The organism is Pseudomonas sp. TWP3-2, from assembly GCF_049897765.1.
Classification (GTDB): domain Bacteria; phylum Pseudomonadota; class Gammaproteobacteria; order Pseudomonadales; family Pseudomonadaceae; genus Aquipseudomonas.
Window position 1 is genome coordinate 1 of sequence record NZ_JAFCWW010000035.1, and the last position, 21,141, is coordinate 21,141.

At 58.9% G+C, this 21,141-nt stretch carries 22 protein-coding genes; 8 read left to right on the plus strand and 14 right to left on the minus strand.

The window, feature by feature from the left end:
* Positions 1 to 351: 351 nt before the first annotated feature.
* The 6 genes from msrQ to ACP7EE_RS26970 all read right to left on the minus strand — a co-directional run bounded on the left by msrQ (position 352) and on the right by ACP7EE_RS26970 (position 6,339).
* Positions 352 to 975, minus strand: a complete 624-nt coding sequence (gene msrQ, locus ACP7EE_RS26945; protein WP_426206745.1) for a protein-methionine-sulfoxide reductase heme-binding subunit MsrQ — start codon at positions 973 to 975, stop codon at positions 352 to 354.
* On the minus strand, positions 975 to 1,988 hold the full coding sequence (msrP, locus tag ACP7EE_RS26950; RefSeq protein WP_426206744.1) for a protein-methionine-sulfoxide reductase catalytic subunit MsrP: 1,014 nt from the start codon (positions 1,986 to 1,988) through the stop codon (positions 975 to 977). Before msrP ends, msrQ begins: the two co-directional genes overlap by 1 nt.
* Positions 1,989 to 2,050: 62 nt before the next feature.
* Positions 2,051 to 2,908, minus strand: a complete 858-nt coding sequence (gene pssA / locus ACP7EE_RS26955; RefSeq protein ID WP_186546929.1) for a CDP-diacylglycerol--serine O-phosphatidyltransferase — start codon at positions 2,906 to 2,908, stop codon at positions 2,051 to 2,053.
* A 147-nt stretch (positions 2,909 to 3,055) separates the two neighbouring features.
* Positions 3,056 to 4,072 (minus strand): ketol-acid reductoisomerase, encoded by a 1,017-nt coding sequence (ilvC, locus tag ACP7EE_RS26960; RefSeq protein ID WP_007948647.1) that lies wholly within the window; start codon positions 4,070 to 4,072, stop codon positions 3,056 to 3,058.
* Positions 4,073 to 4,120: 48 nt separating this feature from the next.
* Positions 4,121 to 4,612, minus strand: coding sequence for an acetolactate synthase small subunit (ilvN, locus tag ACP7EE_RS26965; RefSeq protein ID WP_003176102.1), 492 nt, complete (start codon positions 4,610 to 4,612; stop codon positions 4,121 to 4,123).
* A 2-nt stretch (positions 4,613 to 4,614) separates the two neighbouring features.
* Positions 4,615 to 6,339, minus strand: a complete 1,725-nt coding sequence (locus ACP7EE_RS26970; RefSeq protein WP_426206742.1) for an acetolactate synthase 3 large subunit — start codon at positions 6,337 to 6,339, stop codon at positions 4,615 to 4,617.
* A 400-nt stretch (positions 6,340 to 6,739) separates the two neighbouring features.
* On the opposite strand from ACP7EE_RS26970, the gene ACP7EE_RS26975 reads away from it, so the two are divergent.
* On the plus strand, positions 6,740 to 7,156 hold the full coding sequence (locus tag ACP7EE_RS26975) for a DUF4124 domain-containing protein (protein WP_426238014.1): 417 nt from the start codon (positions 6,740 to 6,742) through the stop codon (positions 7,154 to 7,156).
* Positions 7,157 to 7,174: 18 nt separating this feature from the next.
* Here ACP7EE_RS26975 and ACP7EE_RS26980 read toward each other — a convergent pair whose 3' ends face one another.
* From ACP7EE_RS26980 to mrcB, 3 genes are read right to left on the minus strand one after another with little or no spacing between them, the layout of a single operon-like run.
* On the minus strand, positions 7,175 to 7,510 hold the full coding sequence (locus ACP7EE_RS26980) for a YqcC family protein (RefSeq protein WP_426206740.1): 336 nt from the start codon (positions 7,508 to 7,510) through the stop codon (positions 7,175 to 7,177).
* Positions 7,510 to 8,259, minus strand: coding sequence for a hypothetical protein (locus ACP7EE_RS26985; RefSeq protein WP_426238016.1), 750 nt, complete (start codon positions 8,257 to 8,259; stop codon positions 7,510 to 7,512). Before ACP7EE_RS26985 ends, ACP7EE_RS26980 begins: the two co-directional genes overlap by 1 nt.
* Positions 8,260 to 8,275: 16 nt before the next feature.
* A complete protein-coding gene (gene mrcB, locus ACP7EE_RS26990) occupies positions 8,276 to 10,600 on the minus strand; it encodes a penicillin-binding protein 1B (RefSeq protein ID WP_426238018.1) in 2,325 nt (774 codons plus the stop codon).
* A gap of 118 nt (positions 10,601 to 10,718) precedes the next feature.
* Between mrcB and ACP7EE_RS26995 the strand changes: the two genes are divergently transcribed.
* The 4 genes from ACP7EE_RS26995 (at position 10,719) to ACP7EE_RS27010 (ending at position 13,997) form a co-directional block, all read left to right on the plus strand.
* On the plus strand, positions 10,719 to 12,275 hold the full coding sequence (locus tag ACP7EE_RS26995; RefSeq protein WP_426238020.1) for an AAA family ATPase: 1,557 nt from the start codon (positions 10,719 to 10,721) through the stop codon (positions 12,273 to 12,275).
* Positions 12,276 to 12,366: 91 nt separating this feature from the next.
* The gene (locus ACP7EE_RS27000) at positions 12,367 to 12,711 is read left to right on the plus strand and encodes a pentapeptide repeat-containing protein (RefSeq protein ID WP_426238022.1); all 345 of its coding nucleotides are present in this window, start codon (positions 12,367 to 12,369) and stop codon (positions 12,709 to 12,711) included.
* A 221-nt stretch (positions 12,712 to 12,932) separates the two neighbouring features.
* Positions 12,933 to 13,205 (plus strand): TfoX/Sxy family protein, encoded by a 273-nt coding sequence (locus ACP7EE_RS27005; RefSeq protein WP_053123870.1) that lies wholly within the window; start codon positions 12,933 to 12,935, stop codon positions 13,203 to 13,205.
* A gap of 15 nt (positions 13,206 to 13,220) precedes the next feature.
* Complete coding sequence (locus ACP7EE_RS27010) at positions 13,221 to 13,997, plus strand: Crp/Fnr family transcriptional regulator (protein WP_426238024.1); 777 nt, start codon at positions 13,221 to 13,223, stop codon at positions 13,995 to 13,997.
* A 217-nt stretch (positions 13,998 to 14,214) separates the two neighbouring features.
* Here the strand turns inward: ACP7EE_RS27010 and ACP7EE_RS27015 are convergent, their stop codons facing one another.
* The 3 genes from ACP7EE_RS27015 to ACP7EE_RS27025 are packed head-to-tail and all read right to left on the minus strand — an operon-like array spanning position 14,215 to position 16,835.
* On the minus strand, positions 14,215 to 15,063 hold the full coding sequence (locus tag ACP7EE_RS27015; RefSeq protein WP_426238026.1) for a ChaN family lipoprotein: 849 nt from the start codon (positions 15,061 to 15,063) through the stop codon (positions 14,215 to 14,217).
* 21 nt (positions 15,064 to 15,084) lie between these two features.
* Positions 15,085 to 15,852 carry a heme ABC transporter ATP-binding protein gene (locus ACP7EE_RS27020; RefSeq protein ID WP_426206733.1) on the minus strand — a complete coding sequence of 256 codons (768 nt, stop codon included), beginning with the start codon at positions 15,850 to 15,852 and terminating at the stop codon, positions 15,085 to 15,087.
* Positions 15,852 to 16,835: a FecCD family ABC transporter permease gene (locus ACP7EE_RS27025; RefSeq protein ID WP_426238043.1), complete on the minus strand. Its 984-nt coding sequence runs from the start codon at positions 16,833 to 16,835 to the stop codon at positions 15,852 to 15,854. The genes ACP7EE_RS27020 and ACP7EE_RS27025 overlap by 1 nt, the downstream gene beginning before the upstream one ends.
* A gap of 269 nt (positions 16,836 to 17,104) precedes the next feature.
* On the opposite strand from ACP7EE_RS27025, the gene ACP7EE_RS27030 reads away from it, so the two are divergent.
* Positions 17,105 to 17,422 (plus strand): Rieske (2Fe-2S) protein, encoded by a 318-nt coding sequence (locus ACP7EE_RS27030; RefSeq protein WP_426238028.1) that lies wholly within the window; start codon positions 17,105 to 17,107, stop codon positions 17,420 to 17,422.
* Here the strand turns inward: ACP7EE_RS27030 and sfsA are convergent.
* Both sfsA and ACP7EE_RS27040 read right to left on the minus strand, forming a co-directional pair.
* Entirely contained in the window at positions 17,419 to 18,132 is a 714-nt protein-coding gene (gene sfsA, locus ACP7EE_RS27035) for a DNA/RNA nuclease SfsA (RefSeq protein ID WP_426238030.1), read from the minus strand. The genes ACP7EE_RS27030 and sfsA overlap by 4 nt on opposite strands.
* Positions 18,132 to 19,304, minus strand: coding sequence for a pyridoxal phosphate-dependent aminotransferase (locus ACP7EE_RS27040; RefSeq protein WP_426238032.1), 1,173 nt, complete (start codon positions 19,302 to 19,304; stop codon positions 18,132 to 18,134). Before ACP7EE_RS27040 ends, sfsA begins: the two co-directional genes overlap by 1 nt.
* Positions 19,305 to 19,639: 335 nt before the next feature.
* On the opposite strand from ACP7EE_RS27040, the gene dksA reads away from it, so the two are divergent.
* Together dksA and gluQRS are read left to right on the plus strand one after the other, a co-directional pair.
* A complete protein-coding gene (dksA, locus tag ACP7EE_RS27045; protein WP_426206728.1) occupies positions 19,640 to 20,083 on the plus strand; it encodes an RNA polymerase-binding protein DksA in 444 nt (147 codons plus the stop codon).
* Positions 20,084 to 20,186: 103 nt separating this feature from the next.
* Entirely contained in the window at positions 20,187 to 21,083 is an 897-nt protein-coding gene (gene gluQRS / locus ACP7EE_RS27050; protein WP_426238035.1) for a tRNA glutamyl-Q(34) synthetase GluQRS, read from the plus strand.
* Positions 21,084 to 21,141 lie beyond the last annotated feature (58 nt).

Here is a 21,141-nt window from a genome sequence, read left to right on the forward strand (position 1 = left end):
GAATTGCTTGATTCAGTTGTTAAAGAGCGGTTGGTTAAGATCTTTCGTCTCAACCGAGGCGCGCATTCTACAGCAGCCTCATTTGCTGTCAAGTGATTATTTTCAGAAGTTTTCGAAGAATTCTTCAACAACTTCAACCACTTGCGCTTCCGATCTCTCGTCAGCGGGAGGCGAATTCTACAGCGTTACACGCTGCTGTCAACACCTCTTTTTCAGCCACTTCCCAACCTCGATAAACTGAAGCCCTGCACTGCCGAAACCTACGCAACTCATTGAATCTCAAGGAGTTTTCCGTTTCGACTGCGCCGGAAGTGGGGCGAATTATAGACTTCCAGAATCTGCCGTCAATCACTAATTTCGCTTTTCTTGCAAAACAGGCTTTTTACCCAGCAAACGCGGGATTCGCCGAGTTACTGGAGGAATCCGCAGCACCAGAAGGACGACACCTATAAAGGCATAGACCGCCCACTCTTTAAGATCGGCACGCACGATCCACAACATATGCAGCAAACCCAACCCTAGAATCACGTAAACCAGCCGGTGCAGCTTCTTCCAGCGAACACCCAGCCGACGCTGACTGTAGCGGTTCGACGTCACGGCCAAAGCCAACAACCCAAGAAAACCCAGTGCCCCGACAATAATGTAGGGACGCTTGCGCAACTCGACACCCAGCTGCGACCAGTCAAATCCCAGAATGAACGCCATATAGCTGGATAGATGCACCACCACATAGGCAAAACACCACAAGCCCAATTGCCGACGCACAGCAACCCACCCTGCCCACCCAGTTAGTTTCTGCAAAGGCGTCATGCTCAAGGTGATCAGCAGTAGCACCAAAGTGCCCAGCCCAAGCCGATCAACCAGGACCTTGCCGGGATCAGGCCCAAGCAAATCCGCAAAGGCTTGATAGAACCACAACAGCGGCCAGATCGCCGCCGCAATGAAAACGCCTACACGCCAGAACGGATATCGCATCAGTAATTCTTCCGCAGATCGAGGCCTGTATATAAAGAAGCGACCTCCTCCGAGTAGCCGTTGAACATCTGCGTATCGCGCACATTCGGCTTGAACAGACTGTTCGGCAGACGCCGCTCGCGTGCCTGGGTCCAGCGCGGGTGATCAACTGTCGGATTCACGTTCGCATAAAAACCGTACTCGTCCGCTGCAATGCTCTGCCAGGTTGTCTTCGGCTGCTCACTGACCAGACTGATGCGCACAATCGACTTCACGCTCTTGAAGCCGTACTTCCACGGGACAACCAGACGCAACGGCGCACCATTCTGATTCGGCAGCTCACGGCCATACATGCCCACGGCGAGAATCGCCAAAGGATTCATCGCTTCGTCCAGCCGCAAGCCTTCAACATACGGCCACTCGATCAGGGCAAACCCGGAACGCTGGCCCGGCATGCTCTTCGGGTCTTGCAGGGTTTCGAAGCGAATGTATTTAGCCTTCGAGGTCGGCTCTACCTGCTTCAACAGCGCAGAGATGGGAAAGCCGATCCATGGAATCACCATCGACCATGCTTCTACACAACGCAGGCGATAGATGCGCTCCTCCAACTGATAAGGCTTCATGAAGTCTTCCAGCGCATATCGCCCGGGCTTACCCACCTCCCCGTCTACCACCACACTCCACGGTTCGGTTTTCAGCGACGCAGCATTGGCCGCCGGATCGCCCTTGTCGGTACCGAACTCGTAGAAGTTGTTGTAATGGGTCGCGTCCTTGAAAGGCGTGATCGCCTCATCCTTGACGTTCACTGCCCCCCATTTGGTAGAAGGCAGCTTTTCGTTGAACCAGGCAGGAGGTTTTCCAGGATCGACATCGGCATAGCGCGCAGCATCTTCGGCGCTGGCCCAACGCGGCAGGCCAGTCATTGCAAGACCGGCAGCAGTAGCCCCAAGCAATTGGCGACGAGACAGATAAATGGATTCAGACGTGACGTCCGACTCATGGCAGTCGGACGCTTTAGGGACTTTGATCAGCATGGCAACTCCGCAGTTTTGGAGGACAGATGCACCATTGACTGCGGAGTATGGAGGAAATTACATCACTCGGCGTTTTTGTGACGACGAAGACGCAACAAATACTGCACCGGGCCAGACGCTGCATAGGCAAGAAACACCAGCAACAGAATACGTGGCGGATCGCTGAATACAACGGCGAACACCAGCACCACAGCAAGGATGGCTACGAATGGCACACGCCCCTTCAGGTCCAGCTCCTTGAAGCTGTTGTACTTGATGTTGCTGACCATCAGCATGCCGGCAGCAGCCACCATCAACGCGACCAGGAACGACATTTTCGAACCCTGAATCCCGTAATCACTGAACGCCCAGACGATCCCCGCCACCACACCCGCGGCAGCCGGGCTGGCCAGTCCGATGAAGTAACGCTTGTCAGCGGTACCGACCTGCGTGTTGAAGCGTGCCAGACGCAATGCCGCGCCAGCCACATAGATGAAGGCGACCATCCAGCCGACCTTGCCCATGTCGCCCAATGCCCACCCGAATGCAAGCAGCGCGGGCGCGACACCGAAGGCGACCATGTCCGACAACGAGTCGTACTCGGCGCCGAACGCACTTTGGGTGTTGGTCATGCGCGCCACACGGCCATCGAGGCCGTCGAGCACCATGGCGACAAAAATCGCGATGGCGGCGAAGGCGAAATACTTGCTCGCGTTCGCACTATCCCCGGCGCTCAACGCAGCCTGGGCACTCATCGAGTTGATGATCGAATAGAACCCCGCGAACAGGTTCGCAGTGGTGAACAGATTCGGCAGCAGATAGATACCACGATGCCGGACTTTACGACCTTCTGCGTCATGCCCCTCTTCGATATGTTCATCGATGGGCAGCAGGCTTTCGGCGTCAGAAGCCTTGTTCGGCTCTTCGGGACGTTCGCTCATGGACATTACCTTGCAACGGGTTGGACAGTTTCGACAGGTGTCTGGGACGACGGTTCGGCCACAAACGCTGCTGCTTTATACCAGAACCATCGGCCCATACGAAAAAACGCGGCCGAGGCCGCGTTTTTTCATACAAGGGACGACGACTTAGTTTTTGGCTTTGTCGACGATCTTGTTGGCACCGATCCACGGCATCATGGAGCGCAGTTGCTCGCCGATGATTTCGATACCGTGAGCGGCGTTGTTACGACGCTTGGCGGTCATCGAAGGGTAGCCGGTTGCGCCTTCGCTGATGAACATTTTGGCGTATTCGCCGTCCTGAATACGTTTCAGGGCGTTGCGCATGGCCTGACGGGACTCGGCGTTGATCACTTCCGGGCCAGTCACGTACTCGCCGTATTCGGCGTTATTGGAGATCGAGTAGTTCATGTTGGCGATACCGCCTTCGTACATGAGGTCAACGATCAGCTTCAGTTCGTGCAGGCACTCGAAGTAGGCCATTTCCGGCGCGTAGCCAGCTTCAACCAGCGTTTCGAAGCCGGCTTTAACCAGTTCAACGGTACCGCCGCACAGAACGGCTTGCTCGCCGAACAGGTCGGTTTCGGTCTCGTCCTTGAAGGTGGTTTCGATGATGCCGGTACGACCGCCACCAACGCCTGCAGCGTAGGACAGTGCAACGTTTTTGGCGTTGCCCGAAGCATCCTGGTAGATCGCGATCAGGTCAGGAATGCCGCCGCCCTTGACGAACTCGGAACGCACGGTGTGGCCCGGAGCTTTCGGCGCGATCATGATCACGTCGAGGTCAGCACGCGGAACAACCTGGTTGTAGTGGATCGCGAAGCCGTGGGAGAAGGCCAGAGTGGCGCCTTTCTTGATGTTCGGCTCGATTTCGTTCTTGTACAGAGCAGACTGGAACTCGTCCGGGGTCAGGATCATCACCAGGTCGGCAGCAGCAACAGCGGAAGCAACGTCAGTCACTTTCAGGCCGTGAGCCTCGGCTTTGGCAACAGTGGCCGAACCTTTGCGCAGACCAACAGTAACGTCAACGCCGGAGTCTTTCAGGTTGCACGCTTGAGCGTGGCCCTGGGAACCGTAACCGATGATGGCAACTTTCTTGCCCTGGATGATCGACAGGTCGCAGTCTTTTTCGTAATAAACTTTCATGAAATTCCCCTATATATCCAGGCCGTTCAGGCCATTCACTAAATTGGTTTAGATGCTGAGTACTTTGTCGCCGCGGGCAATACCGGTCACGCCGCTGCGGACGGTTTCCAGAATCGATGCGGTGCCGATGGACTGAATGAAGCTGTCGAGCTTGTCGCTGGTACCGGTCAGTTGAACGGTATACACGCTGGCGCTGACATCGACGATCTGTCCACGGTAAATATCGGTGGTGCGTTTGATCTCGGCGCGCTGGGCGCCAGTGGCCTTGACCTTGACCAGCATCAGTTCGCGCTCGATGTGAGCACTTTCCGACAGGTCGACCAGCTTGACCACTTCGATCAGCTTGTTCAGGTTTTTGGTGATCTGCTCGATGACTTCATCGTGGCCGACTGTGGTCAGCGTCAGACGCGACAGAGTCGGGTCTTCGGTCGGCGCCACGGTCAGGCTTTCGATGTTGTAGTTGCGCTGCGAGAACAGGCCGACTACGCGAGACAAAGCACCGGGTTCGTTTTCCAGAAGCAAGGAAATAATGTGCCGCATGATTAAGTACGCTCCGTCTTGCTCAGCCACATATCGCGCATGGAGCCGTCTTTGATCTGCATCGGGTAGACGTGCTCACTGGTGTCGACCGAAATATCGATCACCACCAGGCGGTCCTTCATGGCGAACGCCTCTGCCATCTTCGACTTCAAATCTTTCGATTCGGTGATGCGTACGCCGACGTGACCATAGGCTTCCGCCAGTTTGACGAAGTCCGGCAACGATTCCATGTAGGAGTGCGAGTGACGGCTGCCGTAACTCATGTCCTGCCACTGACGAACCATGCCCAGGACACCGTTGTTCAGAATGACGATCTTCACCGGCAACCCGTATTGCAGGCAGGTCGAGAGTTCCTGGATGTTCATCTGGATGCTACCTTCGCCGGTAACGCAGGCAACATCGGCGTCCGGGAAGCTCAACTTGATGCCCATGGCCGCCGGAAAACCGAAGCCCATGGTGCCCAGACCGCCAGAGTTGATCCAGCGGTTCGGCTTGTTGAACTTGTAGTACTGCGCCGCGAACATCTGGTGCTGGCCAACGTCGGAGGTCACAAAGGCGTCGCCCTTGGTCACTTCGCACAGGGTTTCGATCACGGTCTGCGGCTTGATGACGCTGCCGTCACCCTTGTCATAAGGGAACAGACCGCGGTCACCGCGCCATTCATCAACCTGCTTCCACCAGCTGGCGACAGCTTCCTTGTTCGGGGTTTCGCCGATTTCCTTGAGAATCGCGACCATTTCGGTCAGCACGCTCTCCACCGGACCAACGATCGGCACGTCGGCCTTTATGGTTTTGGAAATCGAAGCCGGGTCGATGTCGATGTGAATGATCTTGGCGTTCGGGCAGAACTTCGCCGGGCCGTTGATCACACGGTCATCGAAACGCGCGCCGACCGCGAGGATCACGTCGGCATGGTGCATCGCCAGGTTGGCGGTGTAGCTGCCGTGCATGCCAAGCATGCCGATGAACTGCCGGTCGGTGCCAGGGTAAGCACCGAGGCCCATCAGAGTATTGGTCACTGGCAGATTGAGCATCTGCGCCAGTTCGGTCAAAGGCTCCGAACCGTGGCCCAGAATCACACCGCCACCGGCGTACATAACCGGACGTTTGGCCGCCAGGAGCATTTCTGCGGCCTTGCGGATTTGCCCCGAGTGACCGCGCACGGCCGGGCTGTAGGAACGCAGCTTGGCTTTCTTCGGGAAGATGTATTCGAACTTCTCGGCCGGGTTGGTCATGTCTTTCGGGATATCGACCACGACCGGGCCCGGACGACCGGATTGCGCCAGGTAGAACGCTTTCTTCATGACTTCCGGGATTTCCGAGGCGTGCTTGATCATGAAGCTGTGCTTCACGATCGGCCGGGAGATACCGATCATGTCGGTTTCCTGGAACGCGTCGGTGCCGACCATGGTGCTTGGCACCTGACCGGAAATGATCACCATCGGAATCGAGTCCATATAGGCGGTGGCAATACCGGTGATGGCGTTTGTGGCGCCAGGACCGGAAGTCACCAATACCACGCCGGCTTTACCGGTGGCACGGGCGTAACCGTCAGCCATATGGGTCGCCGCTTGTTCGTGACGAACCAGGATGTGAGTCACTTCCGGTTCTTTGAACAGGGCATCGTAAACATGCAGGAGAGCACCACCCGGGTACCCGTAGATATATTTGACGCCTTCGTCACGCAAGAAGCGGACGAGCATCTCACCGCCAGATAAAAGCTCCACGTTGTTCACCTCTAAAACGCCAGAATACCGTCCACAAAAAAGCGAACGGGTCTTAATAGGTTTACTTCTCGGCAGAGCATGAGCGACGGTGGTCGCCGACTACGTCAGCACTGACTGAGCAAGTATTGGGATCGTCCCAAGTGTTGCGGGCCTTTCCCACCCAGCGCGAGGTAACGCGTTGCGGGTGTAACAGGTCGGCGCGGGTATGCGCCTCATGATCTACCGAGTGGGTCTGCTTCTGGCAGTCCCTCTACAGCGGACTTTGGATTCTTCTGTTTCGCCCCCTGCAAGTCAAGCCGTCAATGTGCTTAATTGTGGGTAAGCACATGAGAACGCAAGAAAAAACCCGGAAACCGCTACTCTGTTAGCTTCAATTGCGCAGTTTTGCCAAGGAATCAGCATGCGAACGCTCCTCCTGACTCTGTTGATCGGCCTCAGCCCATGGTGCATGGCTGGTCAAATCTACAAATGGGTCGATGCTCAAGGCGTCACACATTTCGATGCGCAGCCGCCCCAAGGGCATTCTTCTACCTCAATCCAGACGCCCTCTCCGTCTGCGATCAAGTCGCCGGCAGCGCCTGGCAACGGCACGATCGGCGATCAGAAAACCATCGACACCAACGTGAAGAAACAAGTCGCAGAGCAGCAGGCGCAGCTCAAGGTGTTTTGCGATCAGGCACGGACGAATCTCGCGCAATTGCAGAACAACCCGCGCTTGAGAGAAGAAGTCGGTGGAGAATTACGCCGATTGAGCGATACACAACGCCAGGAACGCGTGACGGAAGCGCAGAAGCAGATCGCGGAGAACTGCCAGTAGTGACTGGCAGTTTCCGATTCAGCGGGACGCGGTGATCAGCAGGTCGAACTCTTTGAGCAAGACCTGCAACTGGCGATCCTTGCCCTGCACATTGCGTGCGGCGAAGACCATTTCTGCCATCTCCTGAATGCCCGAGGCGTTTGGCAACGGCAGATCCTGTTCGAGGATCATCTTCATCCGCGGCAGGAAAATCCATTGCAGCCACTGTTCGAAATCCAGCGTATCGACCGAAAACGGCTCGACACTGCTCAAGGCTTCGGCAGATGGCTGCACTTCGTCCCACCAGCCTTGCGTGCGCAATTCACGCTCGATCAGCAGAAGCTGATCGGCGATTTTCGGGAAGCGTGCATCCATTACAACGCTACCTTGGCCTTCTGACGGGCCAGTGTGGCGCCGGCGGAATCGCCTTGTTTCTCACGCGACTGCGCGATCAATTCCCACAGGTTGGCCTGCAAGTCCGGACGACCGTTAGCCATGGTCAGCGCGCGACGAGCGAATTGCTCGGCCTGCGGCGCATCGCCCTGGGCCATGCGTACTTGCGCCAGACGGTAAAGCACTTGCGGCTCACGCGGTGCGACACGCTGAGCGCGCTCCAGGCTGGAGGACGCGCCATTGAGGTCGCCACCGGCCTGTTGCTGTTGTGCGGTGGTCAGCAGAGCGAGTACCGGGCCGTCCAGCTGTTCGTCGGCAGACAGACCGCCGCCGCTGCTCGCCGACGGAATGCCGCTCGGCGACGCAGGCATGCTATAGCTGCCGGAGTTGATCGGCGCCGACTGGACTGACGAAGGGTTGTACGGCCCGGAAGTAATCCCGCCGGACGATGGGCCCGGCACGATTGGCGCAGAGCTGATCGGCGCCGATGTTGTCGCGCCGCCACCCGGCACCATCACCACAACGCCGGTATCGCCTTGCGGGATAGCTTGAGGCTGGGCCTGCGCAGGACGCTTGACGGTGGTCTGACGGAAACCGCCATTGGCCGAAATGCGTTCGCTGTTGGACACGGCGGTGCCGGAATCGACAACCGGAATCGAACCACGCTGTACGGTGGAGCAGCCACTGAGCAAAGCCACGGCAGTCACCGCTGGAATCAACCACTTGTTCACTTGAAACCCTCTTTGCTTAATTCATCCAGCCCTTGACCCAATCCATCACCGACTCGCCGGAAGCAGGCGTTTCGCTTGCACAGGCGGCGCCGGGTGGCGGTTCACTGCCGCGAATATACGGCATCTGCACCGCGCCCGGGCAGTTGGCGTCGGAACCTTGTCCGGTACGCGAATCAACCCAGGCCTGCACCACGTTATCCGGTTGCGGCATGTCCAGCGGCAACGGATCGGCCTTGCGCATGAAACTGGTCCACACCTGCAACGCACCGGTGGCACCGGTGAACGGCGTCTTGCCGTTGTCGTCGCGACCGAGCCACACCACTGCCAGCAGATCCTGGCTGAAACCGGCAAACCAGCTGTCACGTGAGTCGTTACTGGTACCAGTCTTGCCCGCCAGCGTCAGGGTTTTCGGCAGCACGTTATAGACCGAACTACCGGTACCTTCACGCATCACGCGCTGCATGGCGTTCTGGATCAGATAGATCGAGGCCGGATCGAAACGCTGTTCGATCTGGAACGGATAACGCTTGAGCGGCTCCCCCTCGGCGGTCAGCACGCTGCGAATCCCGCGCATCGGGGTGTTGAAACCACCGTTGGCGAGGGTCTGGTACATGGTCGCCACTTCGATCGGCGTCATGCCGCCGGCACCCAGCAGCATCGACGGGTAAGCCGGGAATTCGCGGGTTACACCCAGACGCCCCAACGTCTTGAGGACATTCGGCACGCCGACTGCCAGCCCGAGACGCGAGGTCGACAGGTTGTACGAATGCGCCAGCCCCTGATAAAGGAACACGGTGCCGTGGGAACGACGGTCATAGTTCTGCGGTTTCCAGACCTGGCCGTCCGCACCTTTGACCGACAGCGGATCGTCCGACAGCCAACTGGTCAACGTGTACTGACTCGGTTTTTCCAGCGCCGTGAGATACACCGCCGGTTTGATCAACGAGCCGATCGGCCGCACCGCATCCAGCGCGCGGTTGAAGCCGGCGAAACTCGCCTGACGGCTACCGATCATGGCCTGGACTTCGCCGGTTTCCGGGTTGGTCACGACCATCGCCGCTTCCACGTCGTCGGAACCCTTGCGCCCGGACAGACGTTTAAAGGTGTCGTTGACCGAAGCCTCGGCCTTCATCTGCAGAATCGGATCAAAACTGGTGAAGATCCGCAGACCTTCTTCGGTCAAGTCTTCGTCGCGATAGTCTTCGCGCAACTGGCGTTTGACCAGATCAATGAAGCCCGGGAACGAGCTGTCGGCCAGTTTGCCGCGAGTAGTTACACCCAGGGGCATTTGTTTCGCCGCAGCGACTTGTTCGGCAGTCGCAACGCCCTGCTGCTCGAGCACGTCGAGCACCAGATTACGTCGCTCCAGCGCGCGCTCAGGGTTGCGCCGCGGGTTGTAATAGGACGGTCCTTTGACCATACCCACCAGCAACGCCACCTGATGCAGCTTCAACTCGGACAATGGCTGGGCGAAGAAGAACTGACTGGCCAGACCGAAACCGTGCACCGCACGCTGACCGTCCTGGCCGACAAACACTTCATTAAGGTAGGCCTCAAGAATGTCTTTCTTGTCGTAATGCACTTCCAGCAGCAACGCCATCATGGCTTCGGTGAGCTTGCGGGTCAGGCTGCGCTCGTTGGTCAGATAGAAGTTTTTGACCAACTGTTGCGTCAGGGTACTGCCGCCCTGGGTCATCTTGCCGCCAGAGGTGTTGACCCAGATCGCCCGGACAATCGACTTCGGCGACACGCCCCAGTGACTGTAGAAATCCCGGTCTTCAACGGCAACCAGGGTTTCCAGCAGATAGGGCGGCACCTGATCGAGCTTGATCAGAATCCGGTCTTCGAGATTTTTCGGGTAGATCCCGCCGATCATCAGCGGCTCAAGGCGCACCACCGACAGCTTGGAGCCGTTGCTCGCCGACAGCTCGGCGACGTAATCGCCGGAGAAGCGCACGCGTACCGGCTGGGGTTTTTCCAGGCCTTCGTAGAACTGGAAGCCACGGGTATTCAGATCGACGGTGTTGCCACTGACGGCCGCAGCGCCGGGGCCATTGCTCACAGCTTCACGGCGATAGCCCAAGGCATCGAGTTCGGTAAGGAAATCCTCTTTGCTGAGCTTTTGTCCGACGAACAGCTCGAGCGGGCGCGCGTATACCTTGGCCGGGATGGTCCAGCGCTTGCCGGAGAACTTCTCCTGCACCACGGCATCGAGGTAAACGGCGAAGCCGGCCAGCACCACAAGGCCGACCAGACTGAGTTTAATAGCCCAGCTCAGCCAAGGGTTCATGCCTTTGGATGGTGGTTTTTTCTTGGTACGGGGAGATCGAGTTCGAGTCATGGCGGCGGATTATACGCACTTTATTCAGACTCGATAGAAGCGCTCCGAGGTTTGCGTCAGGCTGGCGAGCGGCCATAATGGCCGCCTCGAATTCCCCCCAGTCTCTGAAGGATCGCCCGTGAGCCAGTCTCTGATCGCTGCCCTGCAAAACCCGGCCCTCTACCCGCATCCCGTCGACGGGTTCCAGGTCATCGAAACCCACATCTCGTGGGTGCTGCTCACCGGTCCGTTCGCTTATAAAGTGAAGAAACCGGTTAATTTCGGTTTTCTCGACTTCACCGGCCTCGAAGCCCGCGCGCATTTTTGCGCTGAAGAGCTGCGTCTGAACCAACGCCTGACCGATGATTTGTATCTTGAAGTGTTGCCGGTGACCGGCACTGCCGAGGCTCCGCAACTGGGCGGCGACGGCCCGGCTATCGAATATGTGCTGAAAATGCGTCAGTTCCCGCAATCCGGCCTGCTCAGCACACTGCAAGCCAACGGCGAGCTGACCACCACGCATATCGACGAGATGGCTGAGCAGATCGCCAAATTCCATCTCAGCGCGCCAAAAGTCCCGGCCGAACACGACGCCGGCACCCCGGACAGCGTGATGGCGCCAGTGCGGCAGAACTTCGAACAGATCCTGCCGTTCCTCAGCGACAAGAACGATCTGCTGCAACTCGAAGCGCTGCAAGCCTGGGCTGAAAGCAGCTTCGAACGCCTCAAGCCGCTGTTCGCCCAGCGCAAGGCCGACGGTTTCACCCGCGAATGCCACGGTGACATCCACTTGGGCAACGCCACGCTGATCGACGGCAAAGTGGTGATCTTCGACTGCATCGAATTCAACGAGCCGTTCCGCTTCACCGACGTCTACGCCGACACCGGTTTCCTCACGATGGACCTCGAAGACCGCGGCCTGAAATCCCTCGCCCGTCGCTTCATCAGCCAATACCTGGAACTGACCGGTGACTATCAAGGCCTGGAAGTGCTGAACTTCTATAAAGCCTACCGCGCGCTGGTTCGCGCCAAAGTCGCACTGTTCAGCATGCCGGCGGACGCCACCCCGGTGCAGCGCGCTACCACCCTGCGCCAGTACCGCAACTACGCCAACCTGGCGGAAAGCTATAGCACCATTCCTTCGCGTTTCATGGCGATCACCCACGGCGTTTCCGCTGTCGGTAAAAGCCACGTGGCCATGCGTCTGGTCGAAGCGCTGGGCGCGATTCGTCTGCGTTCCGATGTGGAGCGCAAGCGTCTGTTCGGTGAGCAAACCGTGGCCAATGATGTGCAGGCCGGGATCTACAGCAGCGATGCCAGCGCTGCCACCTATGCTCGCTTGCACGAGATTGCCGACGTCATCCTGCACGCCGGTTTCCCGGTGGTAATCGACGCCACTTACCTCAAGCGTGAGCAGCGCGACAACGCCGCCAAGGTTGCCGAAGCCACTGGCACGCCGTTCCTGATCCTCGACTGCAACGCCCCGCAAGCAGTCGTCGAGAGCTGGCTGGCGACGCGTCAGGCAGATAAAAAAGATCCGTCCGACGCAACGCTGGCCGTGATCGAAGCGCAGCAAGCCAATCGCGAAGCGCTGAGCCCGGAAGAAATTCTGCGCAGCAAACGTGTACAGACCAACGAATCCGGGACTCTGGACACCGTTGTCGCGCAGATCCGTCAGCGCCTGCCAGGTCTGTAAGAAACTATTTCGGCCGTGACGCCCTCGCTGGCTTCACGGCCGCTAAATAGTGGCACTATACTGGCGTCATAAAACCAACAGGTGATGTGACATGAGCCAGCCGAAACTTCTCGACACCCCGCTGTATGCCTTGCTGCACAAAGACGACATAACCGGTTTCAACAACGAGCGCCCGCAAGACGGCCCGATCGATATGGTCGGTGGCGATTTTCGGGGTCTCGACCTGCGTGAACTGAACGCCGATGGCGTGGATTTCCGGGACGCCTACTTCCGTTCCGCTGATTTGCGCGGCATCGACTTTCGCAAAGCGGCGCTGGAAGGCGCGAGCCTGGCCCATGCGCAAATCTCCGGCGCCTACTTTCCGCCCGAGCTGAGTGCCGACGAGATTCTGATGTCGATGAATTTCGGCACCCGCCTGCGTTACCGCACCCGCTAACCCGCGAAACACCTGAACCTGTCCAGCGCCCCCGCTTTGCGCTGGACTGCGTGACTTTAGAATTCCTCCTACACCCTTCCCGACTTCTATCCCACTGAAATATCAGACTGGGCTTAGAAGCGTTTGCGTCGAATCCGACCAAAGAACCACGCTTTTCCTGCTGATGACTACACTCCTGAGAAGCTCGCCCACGCCCCGCTCGGCCGTCGCAAGGAGGCTTGATGAATGATGAACTGCAACACCTGAAGAATCTTGGCAAGACGTCGGCGCAATGGCTGCATGCCGTGGGCATCCACAGCGCCTCGGACTTGCGTCGCCTGGGGGCGGTCGACGCCTACCGCGCCGTGCGTACGCGCGGGTTCCGGGCATCGAAGGTGTTGCTGTATGCAATCGAGGGCGCGTTGATGGATGTGCACTGGAACGACATTCCCGCCGAACGCAAAGATGCGCTGAACAAACAGCTTGATGCCATTTCCGCTCGCCACAAGAACTGAACGGGTGCCTGAACCATGTACCTGCTCGGGGAGCAATCGGCGCAGACCGACACATTCATCAACCATTTACAGAAACTGCCGGCGCAATGGCTTGAGGCAGTTGAGCCGTGCGGGCCGCTGCTGGAACTGGCAGGCGCCGAGGATTTCTTGAATGAATTGCCTGAGGATCAACTGTTCCTGCTGGTCGAAGGGGTGATCACCGGCTATTTCGCCGGGCGGCCGCTGTTCTACTGGCAGGAAGGTGACCTGATCGGCTTGCAGCGCGGTACGCAATGGGCAGATTGCCGCTTGAGCGCGCAGAGCCCGCTGCGGTTACTGCCCTATCGCCGCAGCGATCTGTTTGCGCAGGTGCAATGCGAGCCGCTTCTGAACTACTTGCTCGGGCAAATGGCACTACTTGCCCACGCGGTTGCAGAACTCAAACCGCGTGAGTTTCGCAGCACCAATGGTTTCAAACGGGTGCCGGCCGGCGAAGTGTTGATTCACCAGGGCGATGAAGCGGATCACGTCTTCGTCATCATTGCGGGGCACGCCGAAGCGTTCGTCGATGGACACAAGGTCGGCGAAGTGCCCAAGGACGAGATCTTCGGAGCGATGGCGGTGTTCACCCGCGAACCGCGTAATGCCACGGTCATCGCCAGCGAGCCAAGTACCGTAATGTTGATCCCCGGCGAGCAGTTTTTAAGCCTGACCCGCACCAATCCAAAAATCGCCCACAGCTTGATCGAGAGCATGGCGCGGCGTATCGACCAGCTCAACAAGCAACTGACTGCCTCCAGAACAGCCACCTGACAACCAGCATTTTCACGTCATCACGGCCATTTCCAAGACAAATCAAAAAACAGCTGTTGACTTGGTAATGAGAATCGCTATGATTATCACAACTGGTCGCGAGATCAGTCGATATTCTGAAAAGCCCTTGGTTCGGACTCTCAGATTATCTCCTCATCAGGCTAATCACGGTTATTTGACCCGGTTTTTACCGGGTCTTTTTTTGCCCGCAACAAAGTCATTTGCCGAACTGTTTACGCATCTCGGCGCAGTAATCCTGCGGCGCTTTGGCCGGAGTGAACCAGACGTAGTCGGCCATAGCAGGCGTGATCTGACTGCCCTGCTCCGCGAGCATCAGCACGGTCGGCGCTTCAGGCGCCCACAGGTCGAGCGCATGCAGCGGCACGCCGACATTTTTGCGCGCGTGAAATCCACCGGCCAATAAAAGTGCGGGGGCGGGCGCTTCTAACAAACGCGTTGCCATGCGCCGATCTCTTTGTTGCTGGACGGCGAGCATGGCCGGCATTTGCGATTGGGGGAGCAAGCCACAGTGGGAATCACTGATCTCACCCAGTAACTCGGATTTCACCGTCGCAGCATTACTGCGGGTGCCATCCAACACGGGTGGATTGCGATAAACAGCGCGAATTTCACTGTTATCAAGATTGGCCGCCAGTAGCGGATAAGGCTGCGTCAGGGCAAAACGAACAATCCGGCCATACAGATTCCAGTCCCAACCGTCCTGCCAGGCCAATGCCGCTGGAATATCGTTTGGTGGAGGCGATGCATGACGTACGTGATCAACCCGCACCTGCTGATCCGGCGTGAGCATTTCCAGCAACAAACTGCCTTGAGGCCGCGTTTTTCCAAGGTTCTGCAATAGCCACAACTCAACAGCATGGTGATCGGCATTGTCATGTTGTTCGCCAATGATCACCCGTGCCGGTTTGCTCAAGCGCGCCAGCAGCTCCTGCACGGTAAGCACTTCGCCGTTACGCAGATCGCGGATTTCACCAGCCACCGGTGGCGGCGGCACGTGCTGACAGCCACCGAGCAACAACACCATCAACAGCAAAATCCTGCGCATGCCTGCACCTCGATGACGTGATCAGCGGGCGATGATCAGCGGATGCCCGCGTTCCGGGTGCGGCTGCACCAGCACTTCAAGCCCGAACACTGCCTTTAGCGGCTCCGGACGCAGCACCACTTGCGGCGAATCCAGCGCCACCGGCCGCCCATCCTGCAGCAGCAATAAGCGATCACAATAACGCGCCGCCAGATTCAGATCATGCAGGATCACCAGCACCGCCGCGCCGCGATCAGCAAATTCGCGCACCGCTTGCAGCGTGGTGTGTTGATGCAAAGGATCGAGCATCGAAGTCGGTTCATCCAGCAGCAACGTCTGCCCAACCTGCCCCGGCCAGAGCTGCGCCAGCACCCGCGCCAGATGCACGCGCTGACGTTCGCCGCCGGACAACGCCAGATAGCTGCGACCACTCAGATGAGCCGCGTCCGCCGCATCGAGTGCCGCCGCAATAATCTCGTCATCGCGCACCCGACCGCTTTGATACGGCAAACGGCCCATGCCTACGACTTCTTCCACGCGAAAGGCGAAGTCCAGGGTCGAAACCTGTGGCAACACCGCCAGACGCTGCGCGCGCTGCGGACCACTCCAATGACTCAATGCTTTACCGTCGAGCAGAACCTCGCCCTCACTAGCCGCAAGTTCACCGCACAGTGCCCCAAGCAACGTGCTTTTGCCAGCACCATTTGGCCCCAGCACTCCAAGCACTTCGCCCGGTTCAAGTTGCAGACTGACATCGGCCAGCACAGTCTTGCGGCCACGGCGGATATGCAGATTGTGCGCACTCAACATCAGGCACGCCCTCGCAGCAGCAAAAACAGAAAGAACGGCGCACCAATAAACGCCGTGACAATCCCGATCGGCAGCTCCGCCGGCGCCAGCGCCAGACGCGCCACCAGATCGGCGAGTAGCAGCAGACTCGCTCCCGCCAGTACCGAGGCAGGCAGCAATACTCGATGATCCGGCCCGGCAAGCAAGCGCAGCAGATGTGGCACCACCAACCCGACAAACCCGATCATCCCGGCCGCCGCCACAGCCGCGCCAACGCCCAGCGCGGTACAGAACACCAACTCACGCTTAAGCCGTTCTACATCAATACCTAAATGCCCGGCTTCCGACTCACCCAAAAGCAGCGCATTCAAAGCCTTGGCCCGACGCGGCAACCACAACGCCACACCGGCACTGATGATCAGCAGCGGCCACAAGCGCGCGTAGCTCGCGCCGTTGAGGCTGCCGAGATTCCAGAACGTCAGCGTGCGCAGCGTCGCGTCATCCGCCAGATAGGTGAAAAGCCCCACCGCAGAGCCAGCGAGCGCCGTCAGCGCAATACCCGCCAGCAACATGGTCGCGACATTGGTCTGGCCGTTGCGCCGACCGAGGCGATACACCAGCGCCGTCACCCCAAGTCCGCCGAGAAACGCACACGCCGACAACAGATACGGCCCGAACCATTCCGGCAAGCCGCCAAACACCGAGCCGCCGACAATCGCCACCGCCGCACCCAACGCCGCGCCACTGGAAACCCCGACCAAACCGGGATCGGCCAAAGGATTGCGAAACAAGCCCTGCATCGCCACCCCGGACAGCGCCAACACACCGCCAACCGCCAGACCCAGCAGCGTTCGCGGCAGACGAATCTGCCCGAGAATCAGCTCAGCCTGCTCCAGCCCATGCGGCGCCAAAGGCACGCCAAGCATGCGCAGCGCGGCACGCAAGGTATCGAACAGCGGCAGACTGACCGGCCCCAACGCCAGAGACAGCCAGATAGCTACCAGACACAGCAGCGTCAGGCCGATGAACAAGCCACGGGGTTTGACCAGCGTGGTCATTGGCCGCTCTGGGTCGGTGGAAAACCGTCAGACAAGGATTTCAATGTCGGAACTCAGGCGCATAAACAGTTTCCTTGAAAGGTTTTCCCGGGCAGCAGGACGGCGAGCCAAGTATCCTTGGCATCGGTCACCACGCAGTAGGCGAAGGCGGCCATTTGTAGTTGTTTGCATTTAAACGTCAAGCTCGGACCCCGAGCTGACACCTGAGGATAGCCATGAAGTTTCTCTGCACGGGCGCCGACGTGGCCGAAGCCGCCAGCCGCGGTTTCGACTTGGAAGGTAAAAAACTGTTCGCCGTGCGTCGTGCAGGTCAGGTCTACGTTTATCTCAACCGTTGCCCACACCGTGGCGTCGGCCTGGAATGGCAGCCCGACCAGTTTCTCGACCCGAGCAAAAGCCTGATCCAGTGCGCCACCCACGGCGCACTGTTTCTGATCGAGGACGGTGAATGCGTGTCCGGGCCGTGCGCCGGGCAATCGCTGAGCGCCGTGCCTTGTCGCGAAGATGCTCAAGGCTTGTGGGTCGACGTTTAACCGTTGAGCAACACGTCCAGACGGCGGTCGATGACGATTTCCTCATGGGTCAGGCGCACACCGTACGCCAACACTTCAACACCGCTGGCCACCGCTTCGCGCAGCGCATCGGCGTAGGCTGAATCGATTTCACTGGCCGGGCGCACCGCTTCGATGCCCGTGAGATTGACGCAATACAACTGGACCGCCCGAATGCCATCGCGGGCCAGATGCGCCAACTCCCTTAAATGCTTGGCGCCGCGCTGAGTTACCGCATCCGGAAACGCCGCCACCGCAGTGCCATCGAATCCAAGCGTGACGCTTTTCACCTCGACATAGGCCGGGCCGCTCGGATAGTCGAGACGGAAATCGATGCGGCTGTTTTCCTGCCCGTAAGCCACTTCGCGCTTCAAAGCGGTAAAGCCGTTCAGCTCGGTGATAACACCCGCCTGCAAGGCTTCTTCGACCAGTGCATTGGCGCGGCCGGTGTTCACACAGAACAGCCGCCCCTGCGGGGTTTCGCCGATTTCCCAAGTGCCGGGCAATTTGCGCTTGGGATCATTCGAGCGACTGAACCAGACCTGTCCTCCCTCGACTTGACAGTTGAGCATCGAGCCGGTATTCGGACAGTGAATGGTCAGCATCTCGCCGCTAACGGTTTCGATATCGGTAAGAAAACGCTTATATCGTCGGATCAGCCGCGCTTCTTCGAGAGGAGGATAAAAGCGCATCAGCCTTGCCAGCTCTTCAAGCCGCGTGCGATGCGTTCCACCGCCTCTTGGAGGCGAGGAAGATTTTGCGTGTAGGCAAAACGTACATGATGGCTGGCCTGATAACGACCGAAATCCAGTCCCGGCGTAAACGCCACATGCTCGGTTTCAAGGAAATGGCGGCAGAACGCGAAGGCATCGCCGCCGAACTTGCTGATATCCGCGTACAGGTAGAACGCACCCTCAGGTTCCACGGCGATGTTGAAACCCAGTTCGCGCAGCGCCGGCAGCAGGAAGTCGCGGCGACGGCCGAATTCGGTGCGGCGTTCTTCGAGGATGGCGATCGTGTCCGGCTCGAAACACGCCAGTGCCGCGTATTGCGCCATGCTCGGCGCGCTGATGTAGAGATTCTGTGCAAGTTTTTCCAGCTCGCTGACCGCCGCTTCGGGCGCCACCAGCCAGCCGAGGCGCCAACCGGTCATGCCGAAATACTTGGAGAAACTGTTGAGCACGAAGGCGCTGTCATCGACTTCCAGCACGCTCGCGGCATCGGTGCCATAGGTCAGGCCGTGATAGATCTCGTCCACCACCAGATGACCATGATGCGCCTTGATGGCTGTGGATAACTTCGCCAACTCATCGCGAGTCAGGATCGTGCCGGTGGGGTTGGCCGGCGATGCGACCAGCGCGCCAACGCTGTCATTGTCCCAATGTCGGTCGATCAGATCCGGTGTCAGTTGATAACGCACGTCCGGACCGACAGGAACAAGTTGCGCCGCGCCTTCGACCAGACGCAGGAAGTGGCGGTTACACGGATAACCCGGATCAGCCAGCAACCAGTGCTTACCCGGATCAACCAGCAACGCGCTGGTCAGCAGCAATGCACCGGAACCACCGGGGGTGATCAGAATCCGCCGTGGATCGATATTCAGGCCATATCGCGTCTGGTAGAAACCGGCGATCGCCTCGCGCAGTTCAGGAATGCCACGGGCGGCGGTGTAGCGAGTTTTGCCCGCCGTCAGCGCCTCTTGCCCGGCGCGAATGATCGGCTCGGCGGTGGTGAAGTCCGGCTCGCCGATTTCCAGGTGGATCACGTCGTGCCCTTCGGCCTGCAATTCATTGGCCCGCGCCAGCAACGCCATGACATGGAACGGTTCGATCGCACGACTGCGCGCACTGTAGGGCTGAGCCATTGGCCTTCCTTCGACGGGGGTAAAAAAAACGATTCTAACCGTCTCCCGGAACGAGCGAGAACCCGCAGCGGTCACAGCCTCAAGAACGCTGGACTGTAACGATACGAACGTACGCTCCAGGATTGACTAAAATCAGTGATTGAACAGGTCTTCCACACCGTCAGACATGGCTTGCCCAACAATTGCAAGCGCCACCCGCCGGGGCTTCGACATCCGGGAGTAGCGCGGGCCGAATTGATCTGGTAAGTTCGCCCGCTTGCAGCCGCAGGGCCGGCAGGTGTCGGTGATGGAGCAATCCTGCGCAATGGATTACAAGAGTAGAGGCGGTCCATTTCATGCCCACCCAAGCAAAGCAACAGGCTAACCAATCGCTCAGCGGTTTCGAACCTTATGTTCCGAAAGCTGGCGAAGAGTACATGGGCGCCCCCATGCGCGCGCACTTCTCCAAGATCCTGACCAAGTGGAAACTCGACTTGATGCAGGAAGTCGACCGCACGGTTGATCACATGAAGGACGAAGCGGCCAACTTCCCTGACCCGGCCGACCGTGCGAGTCAGGAAGAAGAGTTCGCCCTTGAACTGCGCGCCCGCGACCGCGAGCGCAAGCTGATTAAGAAGATCGACAAGACCCTTCAGTTGATCGAAGACGGCGAGTATGGCTGGTGCGACTCCTGCGGCATCGAGATTGGCGTCAAACGCCTCGAAGCCCGTCCTACCGCCGACATGTGCGTGGACTGCAAGAATCTGGCTGAAATCAAGGAAAAGCAGGTCGGCAAGTAATTCCGATCTGAACGAAAAACGGAGCGTGCGAACGCTCCGTTTTTGTTTCTGCTGTTTTTGACTCTCACAGCTGTTTTTGACCCTCACAAGTAACATCGCCGCCATGACTGCCATCACTTCCCCCGCCTACATCGGACGCTTCGCCCCGACCCCCAGTGGACATCTGCACTTCGGTTCGCTGGTTGCCGCACTGGCTTCTTATCTTGACGCGCGCTCGGTCGGCGGCCGCTGGCTGGTGCGCATGGAGGATCTCGACCCTCCGCGCGAAGAACCCGGCGCGCAGGCGGCGATCCTCAAGGCGCTGGAAAGCTACGGTTTCGAGTGGGATGGCGAGATGGTGCGCCAGAGTGATCGGCACGACGCCTACGCCGAAGTGCTCAATCGCCTGTTCAACCATGGCCTGGCGTACGCCTGCACCTGCTCGCGCAAACAACTTGAGGCGTATCACGGCATTTATCCGGGGCTGTGCCGCAATGCCGGCCACGGACAGGACGATGCCGCGATCCGCCTGCGCGTGCCGGAGCTGGAATACCACTTCATCGACCGCGTGCAGGGCGAATTCCGTCAGCATCTGGGGCGCGACGTCGGTGATTTCGTAATTCGCCGCCGCGACGGCCTCTACGCCTATCAACTGGCCGTGGTGCTGGATGATGCCTGGCAAGGTATCACCGACATTGTGCGCGGCGCCGATCTGCTCGACTCGACGCCACGTCAGCTGTATTTGCAGGAACTGTTGGGCTTGCGTCAGCCACGCTATCTGCACCTGCCGCTGATCACCCAGCCGGACGGCAACAAGCTCGGCAAGTCCTACCGTTCGCCGCCGCTGGAGGCCGATCAGGCCACGCCTTTGTTGCTGCGCGCCTTGCGTGCACTGGGGCAAAACCCCGGCGCCGAACTGGCCCACGCCACACCGCAGGAATTGCTGATCTGGGGCAGCGCCCACTGGGACGCCGCGCAGATCCCGCGCACGCTGACGCTACCTGAAGCACAACTGTCATGACGGCGCTTGCAGTGGCGCGCCCATCCGTTACCATCGCCGCACGTTTTCGGGCACGCAC